Source organism: Rhizobium sp. 57MFTsu3.2, assembly GCF_012932765.1.
GTDB lineage: Bacteria > Pseudomonadota > Alphaproteobacteria > Rhizobiales > Rhizobiaceae > Rhizobium > Rhizobium altiplani.
This window is the reverse complement of the sequence record NZ_JDWI01000008.1, coordinates 1-18,563: the sequence shown is the minus strand read 5'-3', so window position 1 is coordinate 18,563 and position 18,563 is coordinate 1. Positions and strand designations below refer to the sequence as shown.

Genomic DNA, 18,563 nt, shown 5'->3' with positions numbered 1-18,563 from the left:
AGGAGGCGCATTTCCGGGCGCGACTAGGCTGCCTGTTTCCACCGCGCGATGCAACTGCGCCTTTCGAGCAAATCAGCGACGCTGTTCAGTCGGTCGGAAACTCCTTGCCCAGGCGATGCGGGTTGTTGGTCTGCGAAGCTGCAGCCTCTGAATTCTCCAACGTCAGCATGCGCTCGTCATTTGCTCTGCGCGGCCCAAGAAAGGGCCTTCGCTCGGTCTCCGTCGCTCGCAGCGTGCTTCGAAGGCGCAGTAGGTCCTTCCGCGCAATCAAGCCATGAAGCTTGGCGGTCTGTGGATCCACGATCGGGATGCGGCCGGAGCCAGTCGACAACATCAGGTCAGCGACATATCCGACCGTATCGTCAGGATGTGCCGCGGGGATAGATGCGTCGGACACCATGTCGTCGAGACGTTGGTCGGAAAACGCGGCTGCGTCCTGCCATCGCAACGCATCGCTACCGGAGACCAGTCCCTTGAGGACACCGCTGCCGTCAACGACCGGATAAACCCGGTGCGTTCTTGCAGGCGTCGCGAAGAAGGCGCAGGCATCGCCGACTGTCATGCTTGCTGCAAGCGTGTCGACCTCCTTGATCATGATCTCGCGCGCACGCGTCAATTCGAAGGGATCAATGCCGTATTCTCGCGTGATGTGTTGGCCGCGCCGTGCGATCTTTTCGGTGAGGATCGACCGGCGAAGAAGGAGAACGGTCACCACGTAGGCTGCTACCGTGGCCGCCAGGAGGGGTACCAGCATCGAAACGTCGCCGGTGAGTTCGACGGCAAAGAACGTGCCCGTCAGCGGTGCGCGCATCGTTCCTCCCATCATTGCGGCCATGCCCAGCAAGGCCCAGAATCCCGGGTCGCCGGGAAGCATCAGGCCGACCAGCCATCCGAGGGCTCCTCCGAAGATCAGCAGCGGCGCGAGTACGCCACCGGATGTGCCCGATGACAGCGCCACAAGCCAGATGAATGCTTTCACAAGCAGGACCGCCAACACGGCCGACGGCAGAAGAGTGCTGTTCAGCAATCCTTCGATGATGTCGTAGCCGACTCCGAGGGCGCGAGGCTCGATCAAGCCGCCGAGGCCGATGATCAACCCGCCAATCGCCGGGCACCACATCCAATGGATCGGCAGGGCCTCGAAGAGATCTTCGATCTTGTAGAGCATCGTCGTCAACAGGCCGGATTGCAGCCCCGCAATAATCCCCATCGCAGCGCAGAGCGCGATGCCCCACCAGGGAAGGTCCATGTGAAATTGCTTGGGAAAAAGAGGGCCGGCCTGGAACAGGAAGGGGCGCCAGCAGATCGACACGCAGGCCGCGATGGCAACGGGGATGAAGCTTCTGGGCTTCCATTCGAAGAGCAGCAATTCTACGGCGAGCATGACTGCGGCAATCGGTGAACCGAAGATTGCGGTCATGCCGGCGGCCGCACCCGCGACGAGGAGCGTCTTGCGCTCGGCCGAGCTCAAGTGGAAGCATTGCGCGAAGAGCGATCCGATGGCGCCGCCCGTCATGATGATCGGCCCTTCGGCGCCAAAAGGTCCGCCGGTGCCGATGGAGATCGCCGACGAGAGCGGCTTGAGAATCGCCACCTTCGGCGACATCCGGCTGCCACCAATCAGGATCGTCTCGATTGCCTCGGGGATGCCGTGACCGCGGATCTTCTTGGATCCGAAGCGGGCCATCAGCCCGATAACAAGGCCGCCAAGGATGGGAATGGCAACCATCCATACGGAGCGCGGTGCATCAGCAAGCGAGGTGGCGGCAATACTGAAACGCCCGAACCACACGAGACTGGTGACCAGCGAAATCAGGCTCACCAGGACCCAGGCGGCGAACGCACCGCCGGAGCCGACCACCACGGCCATGCCGACCAGCGCGAGAACGCGTTTGTCCGTCGTAAAGTCCCCGGCCTCGCGCCGCGAGAGGCCGCCGGTAAAGTCATGTGGCCGGTGAGGGGTCGATTGCTCGTACATGGAGGATCCCGTCGAAACGCTTCTGTTCGACGTTGTAAATATATCGTGATACGATATAAATCAACAAGCAGATCTGGAGGCAGAAATGGTGTCGGGCAAAAACGGCAGCTTATCGGATGCTGATCATGCCGCGTTGGCCAACCTGAGGTACAGAATTCGAAAATTTCGCCAATTCAGCACCAAGGCGGCGGAGAAGCTCGGTCTATCGCCGCAACAGAATCAGGCACTACTCGCGATCAAGGGACTGGGAAGCGGAGAACAGATGAGCGTTTCAACCTTGACTCTTCGTCCCGGCTGCATCTGCAGCCGAACTTACGCGCTCGCTTGAGGGACGTGGCTATGTCACTATCGAAGTGAAGCAGAGGCGCCGGACTATTGCGCGGTTGACAGACAAGGCGGAAGAGATATTGCGACGGCTGACGCCTGCGCATCTTTACGAGATCCGGGAGATGGCTCCCGAACTCATGCTGGCGTTGCGCGTGCTCCAGGATCATCGAAGAATGGAAGTCGCCGCATGGATGCAATGATGGCCACGAGGGATCTGCATTGAGGACACCCGGAGAACGACTGACCGACGCCGACTACGAGGCCTTGTCCAATCTGCGCTACACCTTGCGCCGCTTCATGGATTTCAGCACGTCCGCGGCACAAGAGGAGGGGCTCCCAACGCAACAGCATCAGGCATTGCTGTCGATCAAGGGCCATCGCGGCGAAGACTCGATGACGATCGGAATGCTTGCTGAACGGCTGCTGATCGCGCCCCATTCGGCAACGGAGCTCGTTGGACGTCTGGTCACAGCCGGCTACGTGTCGCGTCGCACGGATCCGAACGACAAGCGCCGGCAGACATTGGAGCTCACCGACAAGGCAGAGCGTGTGTTGAAGCGCCTGACTGCTATCCATCTGACGGAAATCCGGGAGATGGCGCCGCAGCTGATTGACATCCTCAGGAAGCTGCAGGACGAAATCGAGCGATGAAGGGAAGTCTCAGACCTCCGGCAGATTTCTCTCCTCTGCTGCGCTGCTCAACGCCCTCGAGGCTGAGGAGGCCTAGCCGGGGTGGCAGCTGCCACTTTTACCCGCCAGTTCCAGGGTGTCGCATTCTCCTTTCCACACCTTGCCACCCCCCCACAAACTCGCTAAGAGACGCGGCAACTTGGGCCCTTGGGGTGCAAGGCTCTAGAAGGGTTCCAGAAACTCCCAATTCCGGGCTCTTCGGCCATGCGGCTCCATGCAGGGTTCGTGATGCCGGGTCTGGCTTTGGTCTCTCTCGGCGCTAGGTCGTGGTAGAGGCATATGGCACGCATCGTAATGAAATTCGGCGGAACGTCCGTCGCTGATCTGGACCGCATCAAGAACGTTGCCCGCCATGTGAAACGTGAAGTCGACGCCGGCCACGAAGTGGCGGTGGTCGTCTCCGCCATGTCCGGCAAGACCAACGAGCTGGTCGGGTGGGTGCAAGGCACGCCAAAGGTCGTCGGCGCCAATTCACCTTTTTACGATGCGCGCGAATATGATGCCGTTGTTGCATCGGGCGAGCAGGTGACTTCCGGCTTGCTCGCGATCGCGCTGCAGGCGATGGATATCAATGCCCGCTCTTGGCAGGGTTGGCAGATCCCGATCCGTACCGACAACGCCCATGGCGCCGCCCGCATCCTCGATATCGATGGCTCCGACATCATCAAGCGTATGGGCGAGGGGCAGGTTGCCGTCATCGCCGGCTTCCAGGGTCTTGGGCCCGACAACCGCATCGCGACGCTCGGCCGCGGCGGCTCCGATACGTCGGCAGTTGCGATCGCGGCTGCGGTCAAGGCCGATCGATGCGATATCTATACCGACGTTGACGGCGTCTACACGACCGATCCGCGCATCGTGCCGCAGGCACGCCGCCTGAAGAAGATCGCCTTCGAGGAAATGCTCGAAATGGCGTCGCTCGGCGCCAAGGTTCTGCAGGTTCGCTCCGTCGAGCTTGCCATGGTGCACAAGGTCCGTACCTTCGTGCGCTCCTCTTTCGAAGATCCCGATGCTCCGGGCATGGGTGACTTCTTGAATCCGCCCGGAACGCTGATTTGTGACGAGGATGAAATCGTGGAACAGGAAGTAGTCACCGGCATCGCCTATGCCAAGGATGAGGCTCAGATCTCGCTTCGCCGTCTTGCCGACCGGCCGGGCGTTTCCGCTGCGATCTTCGGACCGCTGGCCGAAAGCCACATCAATGTCGACATGATCGTCCAGAACATCTCGGAAGACGGCTCGAAGACCGACATGACCTTCACGGTTCCTTCGGGTGATGTCGACAAGGCGATCAAGGTTCTGGGCGAGAACAAGGAAAAGATCGGGTACGACGTCGTTCAGAACGAAGCGGGCCTGGTGAAAGTGTCGGTCATCGGTATCGGCATGCGCAGCCACGCCGGCGTTGCCGCCACCGCTTTCAAGGCGCTGGCCGACAAGGGCATCAACATCAAGGCGATCACCACCTCTGAGATCAAAATTTCGATCCTGATTGATGGTCCTTATGCGGAACTCGCTGTCAGGACTTTGCATTCCTGCTACGGTCTCGATAAGAACTGATTCTGAACGAGTCTGCCGCGCGTTCAAGTTGTGAAGTCACGCGGCTGTCGGCCGCGAGGCTTTGATGTTTGTTTTGGAGCTTGAGACGCAATGAGAGACCTTTCCGGCGGTCCGCGCGTGCTGCTCAAGCGGCTGCGCGAGTTGATGGCGGAGCCGCTGGAGCCGCAGGAGCGTCTCGATCGGATCGTTCGCCAGATTGCAGGCAACATGGTGGCGGAGGTTTGCTCCGTCTATGTGTTGCGCGCTGACGGCGTTCTCGAGCTCTATGCAACCGAAGGTCTGAAGAAGGAAGCGGTCCACCTGTCCCAGCTCAAGATGGGACAAGGTCTGGTCGGTACGATCGCGGCATCGGCGCAGCCTCTCAATCTCTCCGACGCGCAATCGCACCCGGCTTTCCGCTACCTGCCGGAAACCGGCGAAGAGATCTACCATTCGTTCCTCGGCGTGCCGATCCTGCGCACCGGCCGCTCGCTCGGCGTTTTGGTCGTGCAGAACAAGGCGAGCCGCACCTACCGCGAAGAAGAGCTCGAAGCGCTCGAGACGACCGCGATGGTGCTTGCCGAGATGATCGCCACCGGCGAACTCAAGAAGATCACCAAGCCCGGGCTCGAACTCGACCTGACGCGTTCGGTGACCATCGACGGCGACACCTATAATGAAGGCATCGGCCTCGGCTACGTTGTGCTGCATGAGCCGCGTATCGTCGTCACCAACCTTTTGAATGAGGATTCCGAGAAGGAAATCCGCCGCCTGGGCGAGGCGCTAGGGTCGCTCCGCATCTCGATCGATGACCTTCTGTCGCAGCGCGACGTTTCGATGGAGGGCGAGCACCGCGAGGTTCTCGAAACCTATCGCATGTTCGCCCATGACCAGGGCTGGGTGCGCAAGCTCGAGGAAGCAATCCGTAACGGTTTGACCGCGGAAGCCGCCGTCGAGAAGGTGCAGAGCGACACCAAGGCGCGCATGATCCGCATGACCGATCCCTATCTGCGGGAACGGATGCACGATTTCGAAGATCTCGCGAACCGCCTGCTGCGGCAGTTGACCGGCTATACCGGCCGCACAGCGGGGGACGGTTTCCCAAGCGACGCCATCATCCTGGCGCGTGCCATGGGTGCGGCTGAGTTGTTGGACTATCCGCGTGCCAATGTGCGCGGGCTCGTGCTGGAAGAAGGTGCGGTGACGAGCCATGTGGTGATCGTCGCGCGTGCCATGGGCATTCCTGTGATCGGCCAGGCCGCTGGCGTGGTGGCGCTCGCCGAAAACGGCGATGCCGTCATCATCGACGGCGATGGCGGGCATGTGCACCTTCGCCCCATGCCGGAGCATCAGCGCTCCTACGAGGAAAAGGTACGGTTCCGCGCCCGCCGCCAGGAGCAGTTCCGGGCGCTGCGCTCGGTCGAGTCGCGCACCAGGGACGGCCAGCGCGTATCGTTGATGATGAACGCCGGGCTGCTGGTCGATTTGCCGCAGCTTTCGGACTCGGGTGCTGAAGGCATTGGCCTGTTCCGCACCGAGCTGCAGTTCATGATCGCCTCCAACATGCCGAAGGCGGAAGAGCAGGAGCTGTTTTATCGCAATGTGCTCAAGCAGGCGGCCGGACGAGTTGTGACATTCCGCACGCTTGATATCGGCGGCGACAAGGTCGTTCCCTATTTCCGTGGCCATGAGGAAGAAAATCCGGCGCTCGGCTGGCGGGCAATCCGCCTTTCGCTCGATCGTCCGGGCCTGCTGCGCACGCAGCTGCGCGCCATGCTGAAGGCGGCGGCCGGCATCGAGCTGAAGCTGATGGTGCCAATGGTAACCGAGGTTTCCGAGATCGCCGCCGTGCGAGAACTGCTGCAGAAGGAGGTTCAGCACCTTTCGCGCTTCGGCCACGGCCTGCCGCGCAAGCTGCAGTTCGGGGCGATGCTGGAGGTGCCGGCGCTGCTCTGGCAGCTCGACGAGCTGATGTCGGCGGTCGATTTCGTCTCGGTCGGGTCGAATGACCTCTTCCAGTTTTCGATGGCGGTCGATCGCGGCAATGCGCGCGTGTCCGACCGCTTCGATCCGCTTGGCAAACCGTTCCTTAGGATCCTGCGCGACATCGTGCGGGCAGGCGAGCGCAACAACACGCCCGTGACCTTGTGCGGCGAGCTTGCCGGCAAGCCAATCTCGGCGATGGCGCTTCTCGGCATAGGCTTCCGTTCGGTTTCGATGTCGCCGGCATCGATCGGTCCGGTCAAGGCGATGCTGCTCGGTCTCGAGGTTGAGACGCTGGCGAAGGTGATGAACGAGGCGCTTGACGACACCAAGTCGGCGACTTCGATCCGCGATGTGCTTGCCCACTTCGCGGAAGCTCACAATATTCCTCTTTAGGTCAAGACAAGCAGAATCGGAGTGAAGGGTGGCGAAGCTTCCCGTTGAAAAGATGCGCGAGCTGGAACGCCGTTTTGGCGAGATCGAAGCGCGCATGTCGGCTGGCCCCTCGGCTGACGTCTACGTCAAGCTCGCCTCCGAATATTCCGAGTTGCAGCCCGTCGTCACGAAGATCCGCGCCTTCGAGAAGGCAATTGCCGAGCTTGCGGACCTCGAAACCCTGCTGAACGACAAGTCGGTGGACCGTGAGATGCGCGATCTGGCCGAACTGGAGCTGCCCGAGGTGAAGGAGCGGCTGGAGGCGCTGGAGCAGGAAATCCAGATCTTGCTGCTGCCGAAGGATGCAGCAGACGAGAAGAGCGCTATTTTGGAAATCCGCGCTGGCACCGGCGGTTCGGAAGCCGCACTCTTTGCTGGTGATTTGTTCCGGATGTATGAGCGCTATGCAGCCGCCCACGGCTGGAAGGTCGAAGTCCTGTCGTCGAGCGAAGGCGAGGCGGGCGGCTTCAAGGAAATCATCGCGACCATCACCGGCAAGGGCGTATTTGCCAAGCTGAAGTTTGAATCCGGTGTTCACCGTGTCCAGCGCGTGCCGGAAACGGAAGCCGGCGGTCGCATCCACACTTCGGCCGCGACCGTCGCGGTTCTGCCGGAGGCGGAGGAAATCGACATCGAGATCCGGCCAGAAGACATCCGCATCGATACGATGCGCTCATCCGGCGCTGGCGGCCAGCACGTCAACACCACCGACTCAGCGGTGCGCATCACCCATCTGCCGACCGGCATCGTCGTCACCAGTTCCGAGAAATCGCAGCATCAGAACCGCGCCAAGGCGATGCAGGTTCTGCGTTCGCGTCTCTACGACGCCGAGCGTCAACGGGCCGAAAGCGAGCGTTCCGCCGATCGCAAGAGCCAGGTCGGTTCCGGCGATCGCTCCGAACGCATCCGCACCTACAACTTCCCACAGGGGCGGGTGACGGACCACCGGATCAATCTGACACTCTACAAGCTCGACCGGATGATGATCGGCGAGATCGACGAGGTGGTCGACGCGCTGATGGCCGACTATCAGGCAAGCCAGTTGGCGCAACTCGGCGAGCAGCAATGAGCATGAGCGGGAAACAGGCCGAGGCTACGGTTTCCCAAATGCTGGCCGAGGCTCGCCGTCGTTTCACTGAAGCCGGTGTCGACAGTGCTTCGGCTGATGCCCGTATGCTCGTCGCAGGGCTGCTTGGACTTTCGACGACCGCCATCGTAACGCGTGGCGGCGAAACCGTCAGCACAGAGCAGATGGCAATGATCGAGCAAGCCATCGAACGCCGGCTGGCGCATGAGCCTGTTCACCGCATTCTCGGCGAACGGGAATTCTATGGCCTGCCGCTGTCTTTGTCTGCGGAAACCCTTGAGCCACGGCCTGATACGGAAATTCTCGTCGATACGATGCTTCCTTATCTGCGCGACCTTGCAAATACCGAGGGCCATATCCATATTCTGGACCTAGGAACCGGAACAGGGGCGATATGCCTTGCTCTGTTGAGCGAATGTCCGGAAGCGTCAGGCGTCGGCAGCGATATATCGGCCGATGCATTGAAGACGGCGAAATCAAACGCGGAAAGAAACGGATTGCAGGATCGCTTCGAAGCCATTCAATCCAGTTGGTTTCAGAATATCCACGGCTCGTTTCACGCGATTGTCTCAAATCCGCCCTATATCGCTTCTAAGGTCGTTCACACTCTCGCTCCCGAAGTGACGAAATTTGATCCCCATGCCGCACTGGATGGCGGCCGGGATGGGCTTGACGCCTACAGAACCATCGCCAAGGATGCGGCAAGGTTCATAAAGCCGAACGGCGTTGTGGGACTTGAGATCGGCTACGACCAGCGAAACGACGTGACAGACGTTTTCGAGGCTGAAGGCTTCAAGCTTCTGGAATCCGTAAAGGATTACGGCCAGAATGACCGGGCGCTTGTGTTCGCGCTCAAGTGATGCGCGACGACTTTAAGCATTGAACAGGACATTGGTGTCATTGCGAAGAAAAGGCTTGGATTTCCACGGGAAGCAATATAGGTTGACCCCACGCGTTGGAGAGATAGGACAGAACGGTGAGACGTTCGAAACTAACTCGGCCTCGGGGGTCCGCTCTTTTAAACGAGAGCTTCAAAGGTTGAATACGACCCAATGCGTGAATCAGTCAAACTGACTTGAGAACAAGCGGCAGGTTGGCGCGAAGGCGCAGTATGCTTGCGGCACGAGGGCTCTGAGCCGGTGAACCGGCCACGGCCGTTGGTGCCATAACTCCACAACAAACAGAGAATTCAGGTGAACGATCTATGAGGCCAGGACAGCAGAACAAGCGCGGTCGCGGGCGTGGCAATAACAACGGCGGCGGCGGCGGCGGAAATAACAATAACAACAATTTCAACCGCAAGGGCGGCAACCCGTTGACGCGGACCTACGACAGCTCCGGCCCAGACGTTAAGATTCGTGGTACCGCGCAGCATATCGCTGAAAAGTACGCACAACTTGCGCGCGACGCGCAGAGTTCGGGCGATCGCGTTATCGCTGAAAACTACCTGCAGCACGCCGAACACTATAACCGCATCATTGCAGCCGCTCAGGCGCAGATGCAGGAGCGCTTCCAGCGCGACGACCGTAACGAATTCAGTGAAGGTGCGGAGCGCGATGGTGACGATGTCGAAGCCATCGACAATGACGATGTTGTCATCGTCCAGCCACCGCGTCACCAGCACGAGCATCAGCAGCGCCGTTCGGAAGAACAGTCGCAGCGTCGCAACGACGAGCAGCCGCGCCGCAACGAAGACCGCCAGCCGCGTCGCCAGGAACAGCAGCCGGCCCCGGTCGCAGCTGAAGCGCCGCAGCCCGAGGTGAACGATGGCAGCGGCCCGCAGCCGGAGATCGAAGGTATTCCGGCAGAGGTTTCGATGGACGAGGAAAGTGCTGCAGGCCAGCCGCGCGAGCGTCAGCCGCGTCGCCGCACTGCCGGTAGCCGTCCGCGTCGTCCGCGCCGCGCTGCGGAAGGCGAGGCTCCGGCCGAGGGTGAAGGTTCCGGCGATGCGCCTGTTTTGGCGGATGCCGCTTCGGAATAACCGGATCGCTTCAACGATCCGAGCTAATGGATAAAAGGCCGCTCTATGGAGCGGCCTTTTTCGTTTCTGCCGCCGTCTCGCCTCCGACCGTTAAAGTGTCGTGCATTTACCGTAACGTACTTACGTCTACGCTGTGGCTATGCCTCTTTGGTTCGCGCCGATGCATCTCATCACCAGACAACATTCCAAAAGTTCACGTTTGACGGGAGACACGCGAAATGGCCAGCGACGATAGCGTACGATCATCCTCCTCCGACGCCAGCAACCTCACGCGCCGTAATCTGCTGATAGGGTCAACAGCCCTTGCCGCCGGGGCCGCCACGGTCGCCAGCATGGTGAGTTTCGCAGCAGCCCAGGCGCAGACGGCGGCGGCACCATCCGGCAAGAAGCCGAATATTCTTGTCATCTTCGGCGATGACATCGGCATACCGCAGATCAGCGCCTACACGATGGGGCTGATGGGCTATCGCACGCCCAATATCGACCGCATCGCCAGGGAAGGCGCAATCTTCACCGATTCCTATGGCCAGCAGAGCTGCACTGCGGGCCGCGCCTCCTTCATTCTCGGGCAAGAACCATTCCGCACCGGCCTCTTGACGATCGGCATGCCCGGCGATCCGCACGGCATTCAGGACTGGATGCCGACGATTGCCGACGTGTTGAAGACGCAGGGCTATGCGACCGGCCAGTTCGGCAAGAACCACCTCGGCGACCAGGACCAGCACCTGCCGACCAAGCATGGCTTCGACGAGTTCTTCGGCAACCTCTACCACCTCAACGCCGAGGAAGAGCCGGAAGGCTACTTCTACCCGAAGGACCCGGCGTTCCGCCGGCAGTTCGGTCCGCGTGGCGTGATCAAGTCAACTGCGGACGGCAAGATCGAAGATACCGGTGCGCTCAACACGAAGCGTATGGAGACGGTCGATGAGGAATTCCTGGCTGCCGCCAAGAACTTCATCGATCGGCAAGCGAAAGCTGACAAGCCGTTCTTCTGCTGGTTCAACTCGACCCGCATGCACGTCTTCACCCATCTGAAGCCGGACTCGCTTGGAAAAACCGGCAAGGGCATTCATGCCGACGGTATGGTGGAGCACGACGGTCACGTCGGCCAGCTTCTCGAGCAGCTGGATCAGCTCGGCATCGCCGACAACACTATCGTTCTCTACACGACCGACAACGGCGCCGAGCTTGCCTTGTGGCCTGATGGTGCCCAGACGCCGTTCCACGGTGAAAAGGGCACGACATGGGAGGGCGGCTTCCGCATTCCGATGATGGTTCGCTGGCCGGGCGTCGTCAAACCCGGGACCGAGGTGAATGAGATCGTTACGCTAATGGATTGGATGCCGACATTCGCGAGCGCCGCCGGGATATCCGACATCAAGGAGCAGATGAAGGCCGGGTTCAAGTCAGGGACCAAGGATTTCAAGGTTCACCTGGACGGCTATGATCTTTTGCCTTTCCTGAAGGGTGAGGCTCAGAGCGGCCCGCGCGATGTCGTCTACTACTTCGATCAGGGCGGCAATCTCAATGCGCTTCGCTGGAACGACTGGAAGCTGAGCTTTGCCATCGCGAGCCACGGCAACATTGCCACGGCCACCCGTGAAGTCCCAGCATGGGCTATGATCGCCAACCTGCGAATGGACCCCTACGAGCGTGGCATGGAGGACGGTGGCGGAGCGATCGAGTTCCTTGCAAGGAACATGTGGCTGCTCGTTCCGATCCAGGGGAAGATCAAGGACTTCTTCTCAGACTTCGACCAGTTCCCGTATCAGGAAGGCAGCTCGCTCAATGCCAGCGGCATCAACTACGGGCTGCTTCGCCAGCAAGCGGCACTGAAGCGGTTGAATGAACTCGAGCGGCTTGCCCCGCAATAGGCAAACACCGCGACAGCCCGCGCCGGCCAAACGGCGCGGGCTGTCCTCACCAAAGAGGGACGGTCCGATGGTGGTTGAGTTGCCGCCGGGCGCCTATATCGGCCTGATCAACGACCATAATCTCCCCGGCCCGGATGGCGGAAAGGGTGGAAAGCACCTCATCCTGCTGCCGGACTACAAGGGCAAGGTGCCAAAGGGCTACCATGTCGGGAAGTCGGCCACCTACAAAGTTCTGCTTGCTGTGCGCGCTCTGCCGGTCGGTGGCGACCAGGACAAGGCGCTGAAGGCGCTGCACGCCATCAAGGTCTACCCTTTGAGTACGGCCAGCAAGCCGAAGCCAATCGCGATCGTCGACACCACCGAGAAGGCAATGGACAGCACCTCTCTCAAGTGGGAGGACAACATCCAGTTCTGGGAGGTATTGAAGCGGATCATCGATGAGGAACCCCTCGTCGAGAAATTCACACCGATGTAGGGCTTCTTGCGACGCTCGGTATCTAAAAGGGCAAGCCGTTCGCACCTGATGCCCGTACGAAAGCTATCCTCGAAAAAGCTGCGAAGGTTGGTCGTGACCAGCTTCTCGTATCGGCGTTCGATAGCGATCGGCCGGACCGCTTTGCGTGGCCGGACCGCAAATGGGAGTGGGTCGGCCTGGTTCCCAACGCTGCCCAGTTCGAGACGCCGATGGGCGTCGATCTGGAGGCACATGATCGCTGGTTCGCACAGGCGATCGTCACGCCCGCAATGTTCCACCGTTCGGCCGGCGCGGGCTCGGCTCTATTGGCTCGGTGCTCGCGACGCTAGCGGTGCGTTTCTGGACGGAGCAAGAACTACAAGCTGACGATTCCCCAGCCCGTCCCGGGCAAGCTGCTCTGGTCCGTGACGCTCTATGGCGCGCAGACGCGCTCCGACGTGCAGACGGATCAGGACAAGGCGGCGCTCCGCTCGCTCTTTGAGTTGAAGGACATCGACACGTCAAAGCCGGTCGACCTCTATTTTGGTCCAACGGCGCCGAAGGATGGCGAAGGCCGTTGGATCAAAACCCAGTCCGGACGTGGCTGGTTCAGCTACATCCGCATCTACGGACCCACGCAGCCGGCCTTTGACGGCTCCTGGAAGCCCAACGACATCGAAGAAATCAAGTGATTGGATGGCTGCCGGCAGCCGACATGGCTCCGGCGGAGACAGGACATGAAATGAGAACCCCCGGTCGCAAAGGCCGGGGTTTTTCACGTCATCGCCTCTTTAAACTTTTGAAATCCTCCACCATATCCAGCCCAGGTTCGTCAGCCGCAAATCCCAACCGCGGCGGAACAATGGGCTTGCCATTTAAGGGAGCTCAATCTCAGTCATCGGCCTGTGCCTTATGAGGGCAGGGCGATCCATGGAGGTACAGCATGAATATCGAAAAATACTCCGAGCGGGTGCGCGGTTTTATTCAGTCCGCCCAAACCTATGCGCTTGCGCAGGGACACCAGCAGTTCACACCCGAACATGTACTGAAAGTGCTGCTCGACGACGACCAGGGCATGGCCGCCTCGCTGATCGAGCGCGCCGGCGGTGATCCCAAAGCGGCGCGCCTTGCCAACGATGCCGCACTTGCCAAGCTGCCGAAGGTATCCGGCGGCAACGGGCAGATCTATCTCGCGCAGCCGCTTGCCAAGGTGCTTTCCACTGCCGAAGAGGCAGCGAAGAAGGCCGGCGACAGCTTCGTCACGGTCGAGCGCCTGCTGCAGGCATTGGCGATCGAGTCTTCGGCTTCGACGTCGACGACGCTGAAGAATGCCGGTGTGACCGCGCTGGCGCTCAACCAAGTCATCAATGAAATTCGCAAGGGCCGCACCGCTGACAGCTCGAACGCCGAACAAGGCTTCGACTCGCTGAAGAAGTATGCCCGCGATCTGACCGGCGAAGCCCGCGAGGGCAAGCTCGATCCGGTCATTGGCCGTGACGACGAAATCCGCCGCACGATCCAGGTTCTCTCCCGCCGCACCAAGAACAACCCCGTGCTGATCGGCGAGCCTGGCGTCGGCAAGACCGCCATTGTCGAAGGCCTCGCACTGCGTATCGTCAACGGCGACGTGCCTGAATCACTCAAGGACAAGAAGTTGATGGCGCTCGACATGGGCGCGCTGATCGCCGGCGCGAAATATCGCGGCGAGTTCGAGGAGCGGCTGAAAGCCGTGCTTAACGAGGTGCAGGCCGAAAACGGCGAGATCATTCTCTTCATCGACGAAATGCACACGCTGGTTGGTGCCGGCAAGGCGGATGGGGCGATGGACGCCTCCAACCTCCTGAAGCCTGCGCTTGCGCGTGGCGAGTTACACTGCGTCGGTGCGACGACGCTCGACGAATACCGCAAGCACGTTGAGAAAGATCCGGCCCTAGCCCGCCGCTTCCAGCCTGTCATGGTTGAGGAGCCGACGGTTGAGGACACGATTTCGATCTTGCGTGGCTTGAAGGAAAAGTACGAGCAGCATCACAAGGTCCGTATCTCGGATTCGGCCCTGGTTGCGGCTGCGACGCTTTCCAACCGCTACATCACCGACCGCTTCCTGCCCGACAAGGCGATCGACCTGATGGACGAAGCCGCTGCGCGGCTGCGCATGCAGGTGGATTCCAAGCCTGAAGAGCTGGACGAACTCGATCGCCGCATCATGCAGCTGAAGATCGAGCGCGAAGCGCTGAAGAAGGAAACCGATACGGCGTCTGCCGACCGGCTGACGCGGCTTGAAACCGAGTTGACTGGCCTCGAGGAAGAAGCCGACGCCCTGACGGCCCGCTGGCAGGCGGAAAAGCAGAAGCTCGGCCTCGCCGCCGATCTGAAGAAGCAGCTGGATGAGGCCCGCAACGATCTGGCGATCGCCCAGCGCAAGGGTGAGTTTCAGCGCGCCGGCGAGTTGACTTACGGTGTCATTCCGGAACTGGAAAAGAAGCTCACGGAGGCCGAACAGCAGGACAGCGATCGCAGCGCCATGGTGCAGGAGGTCGTCATCCCCGACAACATCGCGCATGTCGTTTCCCGCTGGACCGGTATCCCTGTCGACAAGATGCTGGAAGGCGAACGCGACAAGCTTCTGCGTATGGAAGACGAGCTGGCGAAATCGGTGATCGGCCAGGGTGATGCGGTTCAGGCCGTGTCGCGGGCGGTGCGCCGCGCGCGCGCCGGCCTGCAGGATCCGAACCGGCCGATCGGCTCGTTCATCTTCCTCGGCCCGACCGGCGTCGGCAAGACGGAGCTGACCAAGGCGCTTGCCCGCTTCCTCTTCGACGACGAAACGGCGATGGTGCGCATGGATATGTCGGAGTACATGGAGAAGCACTCGGTGGCCAGGCTGATAGGCGCGCCTCCCGGCTATGTCGGCTATGAGGAAGGTGGTTCGCTGACGGAAGCCGTTCGCCGGCGGCCGTATCAGGTCGTTCTTTTCGACGAGATCGAAAAGGCGCATCCTGACGTCTTCAACGTGCTGCTGCAGGTGCTCGACGACGGTCGCCTGACCGACGGTCAGGGCCGGACAGTCGATTTCCGCAACACGATGATCATCATGACGTCGAACCTCGGTGCTACGATGTTGACGGAGCTACCCGACGGTCATGACACAGATGAGATCCGCGAGCAGGTGCTGGACGTCGTGCGCGGTCACTTCCGGCCGGAGTTCCTAAACCGTATCGATGAGATCATCCTGTTCCATCGCCTGAAGCGCGAGGAAATGGGCGCGATCGTCGATATCCAGCTGATGCGTCTGGTGGCATTGCTTGCCGAACGCAAGATCACACTCGAGCTCGATGACGATGCCCGCAATTGGCTCGCCAACAAGGGTTACGATCCGGTCTATGGTGCGCGGCCGCTGAAGCGGGTGATCCAGAAATACGTGCAGGATCCGCTCGCCGAACAGATCCTTTCCGGGCAGGTTCCGGATGGTTCGACGGTGAAGATCACAGGCGGTACGGATCGGCTGCTGTTCCGGACGCGGAATTCCGCGGTCAACGAAGCGGCCTAAGGCCTCACAACAGGAAAGAAAATGGCGGCCCCGGGCCGCCATTTTTGATGGACGCTACTTGCTTGCCACTTGTGGCGGCGGCTGGTTGCCGAGGAGGGTGTCGATGCGCTGCCGCTCGTCCTCGAATTTTGCCAACGCCTCACCCTTCAACGACTTGCCGCCTGGCAGGCGCACGCGCAGCGGATCGACCTTGGTGCCGTTGACGATCATCTCGTAGTGCAGATGCGGACCGGTGGATTCGCCGGTCGTTCCAACCCAGCCGATTACCTGGCCCTGACGTACCTTGGAGCCGGGAACGACGCCCTTGGCGATGGCGCTCTGGTGATTGTAGGAGGATTCGTAACCGTTGGCGTGGCGGACGATGGTCTGGTTGCCATAACCGCCGGAATCCCAGCCGGCCTTCTCGACCGTTCCGTTGCCGACTGCGATAATCGCCGTGCCGCGCGGTGCCGCCCAATCGACGCCCGTATGCATGCGGGCAAAGCCCAGGATCGGGTGCCGGCGCATGCCGAAGCCTGACTTGAAGATGCCGTTCGGAACGGGATTGCGCAGCAGGAATTGCCGAATGCTCTTGCCGTCCTGATCGAAGTAGTCGATCGACCCATCTTCCGCATCCTGGAAGCGGTAGAAGCGGGTCTGTGTGTCGCCGAAACGCGCGTTCACATAGAGAAGCTCGGAATCCTCCGTTGCCTGACCGCTGGAATCGGCGACGGAAAAGAAGGCTTCCAGCGTGTCGGTCGGCCGCAGCTCCGCCTGGAAATCGACGCTGCTTGCCAGCAGCTTGATGATCAGGGCGGTCATGTCCTTGGTCATGCCGTAGGACAGTGCGGCACGATAAATGCCGTCATAGACGCGTGGCAGATTCTGGTTGGACGGGACCGATGTCGAATTGTCGTCGAAGGCGGTAGTGACTGCGTCGATCTCAGGTGGTTCACGGCCGGCCACGAACCGATCGTGGTCGTCAAGCGCCACGGTGACAAGATGGCGCGTGCCGCGATAGATGCTGGCGCGGATGATCTTTGCTTGTTCGCCTTTCTGCAGGATGCCGATGCGCAACACATCGCCCTTGGAGAGGTCGTCCGATCCGATCATCGGTGAGAGGTAGCCTGCCAGCCCCTTGGCCTGCAGTTCGGGATAGCCCGAGTCCGTCATCGCCTTGATGATCGAGGTCGACTGGCGCACCGGGATGATGTCGTCGGCGAATTCCTCGGTCTGCGGCGTGATCGATTCCGGTGCGGAGACCGTCATGTTCTGCTCGAGGACGCGCGCCGTCAGGCCGGCTGTCAGGTCAACGTCGTTATCGTCGTTGGAGAAGCGGCGTGGGTCGACATAGTAGAGTGCTGCCACTTGGGCGGCGCCGTCGGTCAGGATTGAGCCGTTGGAGCGCACATTCTCCTCGATCTCGTCGAGCGTCATGCCGGGCGCCACCTGGAGATCGGATCTCGTCGTGGGATAGGCCACGGTCTTCAAGCTGACTTCGGACTCCACGTCTGAACCGTAGATCTGCCCGGTGCGAACGGTCGGCTGCGCGTCCGGCTCGTCCGCCGAGAAGATCGTCAGCGGATTGAAGCTCGGATAGTCCTCCGTCGCGACGTGGTTGGCGGCAAGCGTCATCTTCACACGCGCGAAGGGCTGCCGGCGGACGACCTCCTTGTCGCCCTCGTGCACGACGGTCGAGACTTCCATGATCTTGCGGTCCGACGGCTTGGCGGCAATCGCGGCTGCAATCAAACGGCTGCCGCGCGTTACATCAGTATCTGCGTTGGCTTCGGCATTGATATTGGCGTAGGCCTCGGCGGGAATCGCCAACTGCTGGCGGCCGTCGAGTGCCGCAAACAGCGCCACGCCCATCAGCACGCTCGAGGTAATGCCGGTGAGGAACGTACCCGAAAGCCAACGCAATGAAACCTCGCGGCGGTCGGGCGCGCGTCTGCCATCAGCGAGAAGCGGCGGCTCGTTGCCGAACGAGCGGATCATCATCTTCTCCGTCATCATGGCAGGTGGATCCGCGTCCTTTCGGTAGGCTTTCTCGGGCAGCTCTAGTTGGCGCCGAAAAGTGCATAGTTTGCCAATAGAAGTCAAATGGGACGCCTGCGCGCACCCAAATGATCAGCCCTTGAGACCATCCGATTGTGAAGATGTGAGGGCGAAGGATCTCGTCATCGGATTTTTGCGCGCTATTTCCCGACAAATGACCCGGCTATCGGCGCGATCCAAGGGGACAAAAGCGCCACTTGGAAAATCGCTCTTAGAATTCAATGCGATGCAAGAATTCTCGTTTTTTTTGAAAACGGCTGTTGACTTAGAAAAGGGGTAGGATCTATAAGCCCCCTCACTGAACGAGGGCGGCGGCGCTGCTGGCGACGAAGTCCTTCGCTCTTAAGTTTCTTTTAAGATTGGCTTAGTTGCTGATTGGTTCCTTGGACTTTTTGGTTTGAGGCGAGGAAATTCGACCGGGGTATCTGGTCTGTTATTTGACAATTGAAGATGAGAAGAAAGAGAAACGTGGGCGGCGGAGCTTGCGGGACCGGAAGAGATTTCGGTTCTTGAAAGAGACTTTGGCGGTCACGTTTATCAAGAGAAGTTACACTGGTTTTTGACGCAGGGGTTTTTGCCTTTGTGTTTGGAAAACAGGTGTGAAGTTCTCGTCGATTCAGAACGTGACGTAAATGCC

Annotated in this window: 13 protein-coding genes; 11 read left to right on the top strand and 2 right to left on the bottom strand. The window is 60.4% G+C overall.

Annotated features, from left to right (window positions below):
* Window positions 1-85: 85 nt before the first annotated feature.
* Window positions 86-1,978, bottom strand: a complete 1,893-nt coding sequence (locus AF71_RS10840) for a chloride channel protein (protein WP_169681321.1) — start codon at window positions 1,976-1,978, stop codon at window positions 86-88.
* Window positions 1,979-2,063: 85 nt separating this feature from the next.
* On the opposite strand from AF71_RS10840, the gene AF71_RS32235 reads away from it, so the two are divergent.
* The 11 genes from AF71_RS32235 to clpB all read left to right on the top strand — a co-directional run bounded on the left by AF71_RS32235 (window position 2,064) and on the right by clpB (window position 15,889).
* Window positions 2,064-2,306: a hypothetical protein gene (locus AF71_RS32235; protein ID WP_348644126.1), complete on the top strand. Its 243-nt coding sequence runs from the start codon at window positions 2,064-2,066 to the stop codon at window positions 2,304-2,306.
* A gap of 296 nt (window positions 2,307-2,602) precedes the next feature.
* Complete coding sequence (locus AF71_RS10830) at window positions 2,603-2,956, top strand: MarR family transcriptional regulator (protein ID WP_245267961.1); 354 nt, start codon at window positions 2,603-2,605, stop codon at window positions 2,954-2,956.
* Between the two features lie 318 nt (window positions 2,957-3,274).
* Window positions 3,275-4,549, top strand: a complete 1,275-nt coding sequence (locus AF71_RS10825; RefSeq protein ID WP_018857868.1) for an aspartate kinase — start codon at window positions 3,275-3,277, stop codon at window positions 4,547-4,549.
* Between the two features lie 90 nt (window positions 4,550-4,639).
* A complete protein-coding gene (gene ptsP / locus AF71_RS10820; RefSeq protein WP_018857869.1) occupies window positions 4,640-6,907 on the top strand; it encodes a phosphoenolpyruvate--protein phosphotransferase in 2,268 nt (755 codons plus the stop codon).
* 28 nt (window positions 6,908-6,935) lie between these two features.
* A complete protein-coding gene (gene prfA / locus AF71_RS10815) occupies window positions 6,936-8,015 on the top strand; it encodes a peptide chain release factor 1 (RefSeq protein WP_018857870.1) in 1,080 nt (359 codons plus the stop codon).
* Entirely contained in the window at window positions 8,012-8,893 is an 882-nt protein-coding gene (gene prmC / locus AF71_RS10810; protein WP_025661664.1) for a peptide chain release factor N(5)-glutamine methyltransferase, read from the top strand. The genes prfA and prmC overlap by 4 nt, the downstream gene beginning before the upstream one ends.
* Window positions 8,894-9,237: 344 nt before the next feature.
* Complete coding sequence (locus AF71_RS10805; protein WP_113471543.1) at window positions 9,238-10,014, top strand: DUF4167 domain-containing protein; 777 nt, start codon at window positions 9,238-9,240, stop codon at window positions 10,012-10,014.
* 218 nt (window positions 10,015-10,232) lie between these two features.
* Entirely contained in the window at window positions 10,233-11,888 is a 1,656-nt protein-coding gene (locus AF71_RS10800; protein WP_113471544.1) for an arylsulfatase, read from the top strand.
* Window positions 11,889-11,955: 67 nt separating this feature from the next.
* Entirely contained in the window at window positions 11,956-12,363 is a 408-nt protein-coding gene (locus AF71_RS31605) for a DUF1254 domain-containing protein (RefSeq protein ID WP_246733629.1), read from the top strand.
* A 404-nt stretch (window positions 12,364-12,767) separates the two neighbouring features.
* Complete coding sequence (locus AF71_RS31600; protein WP_348644125.1) at window positions 12,768-13,034, top strand: DUF1214 domain-containing protein; 267 nt, start codon at window positions 12,768-12,770, stop codon at window positions 13,032-13,034.
* Window positions 13,035-13,285: 251 nt separating this feature from the next.
* Window positions 13,286-15,889: an ATP-dependent chaperone ClpB gene (gene clpB / locus AF71_RS10790; RefSeq protein ID WP_169681319.1), complete on the top strand. Its 2,604-nt coding sequence runs from the start codon at window positions 13,286-13,288 to the stop codon at window positions 15,887-15,889.
* Window positions 15,890-15,943: 54 nt separating this feature from the next.
* Here clpB and AF71_RS10785 read toward each other — a convergent pair whose 3' ends face one another.
* A complete protein-coding gene (locus AF71_RS10785; RefSeq protein WP_018860468.1) occupies window positions 15,944-17,884 on the bottom strand; it encodes a M23 family metallopeptidase in 1,941 nt (646 codons plus the stop codon).
* Window positions 17,885-18,563: the final 679 nt, after the last annotated feature.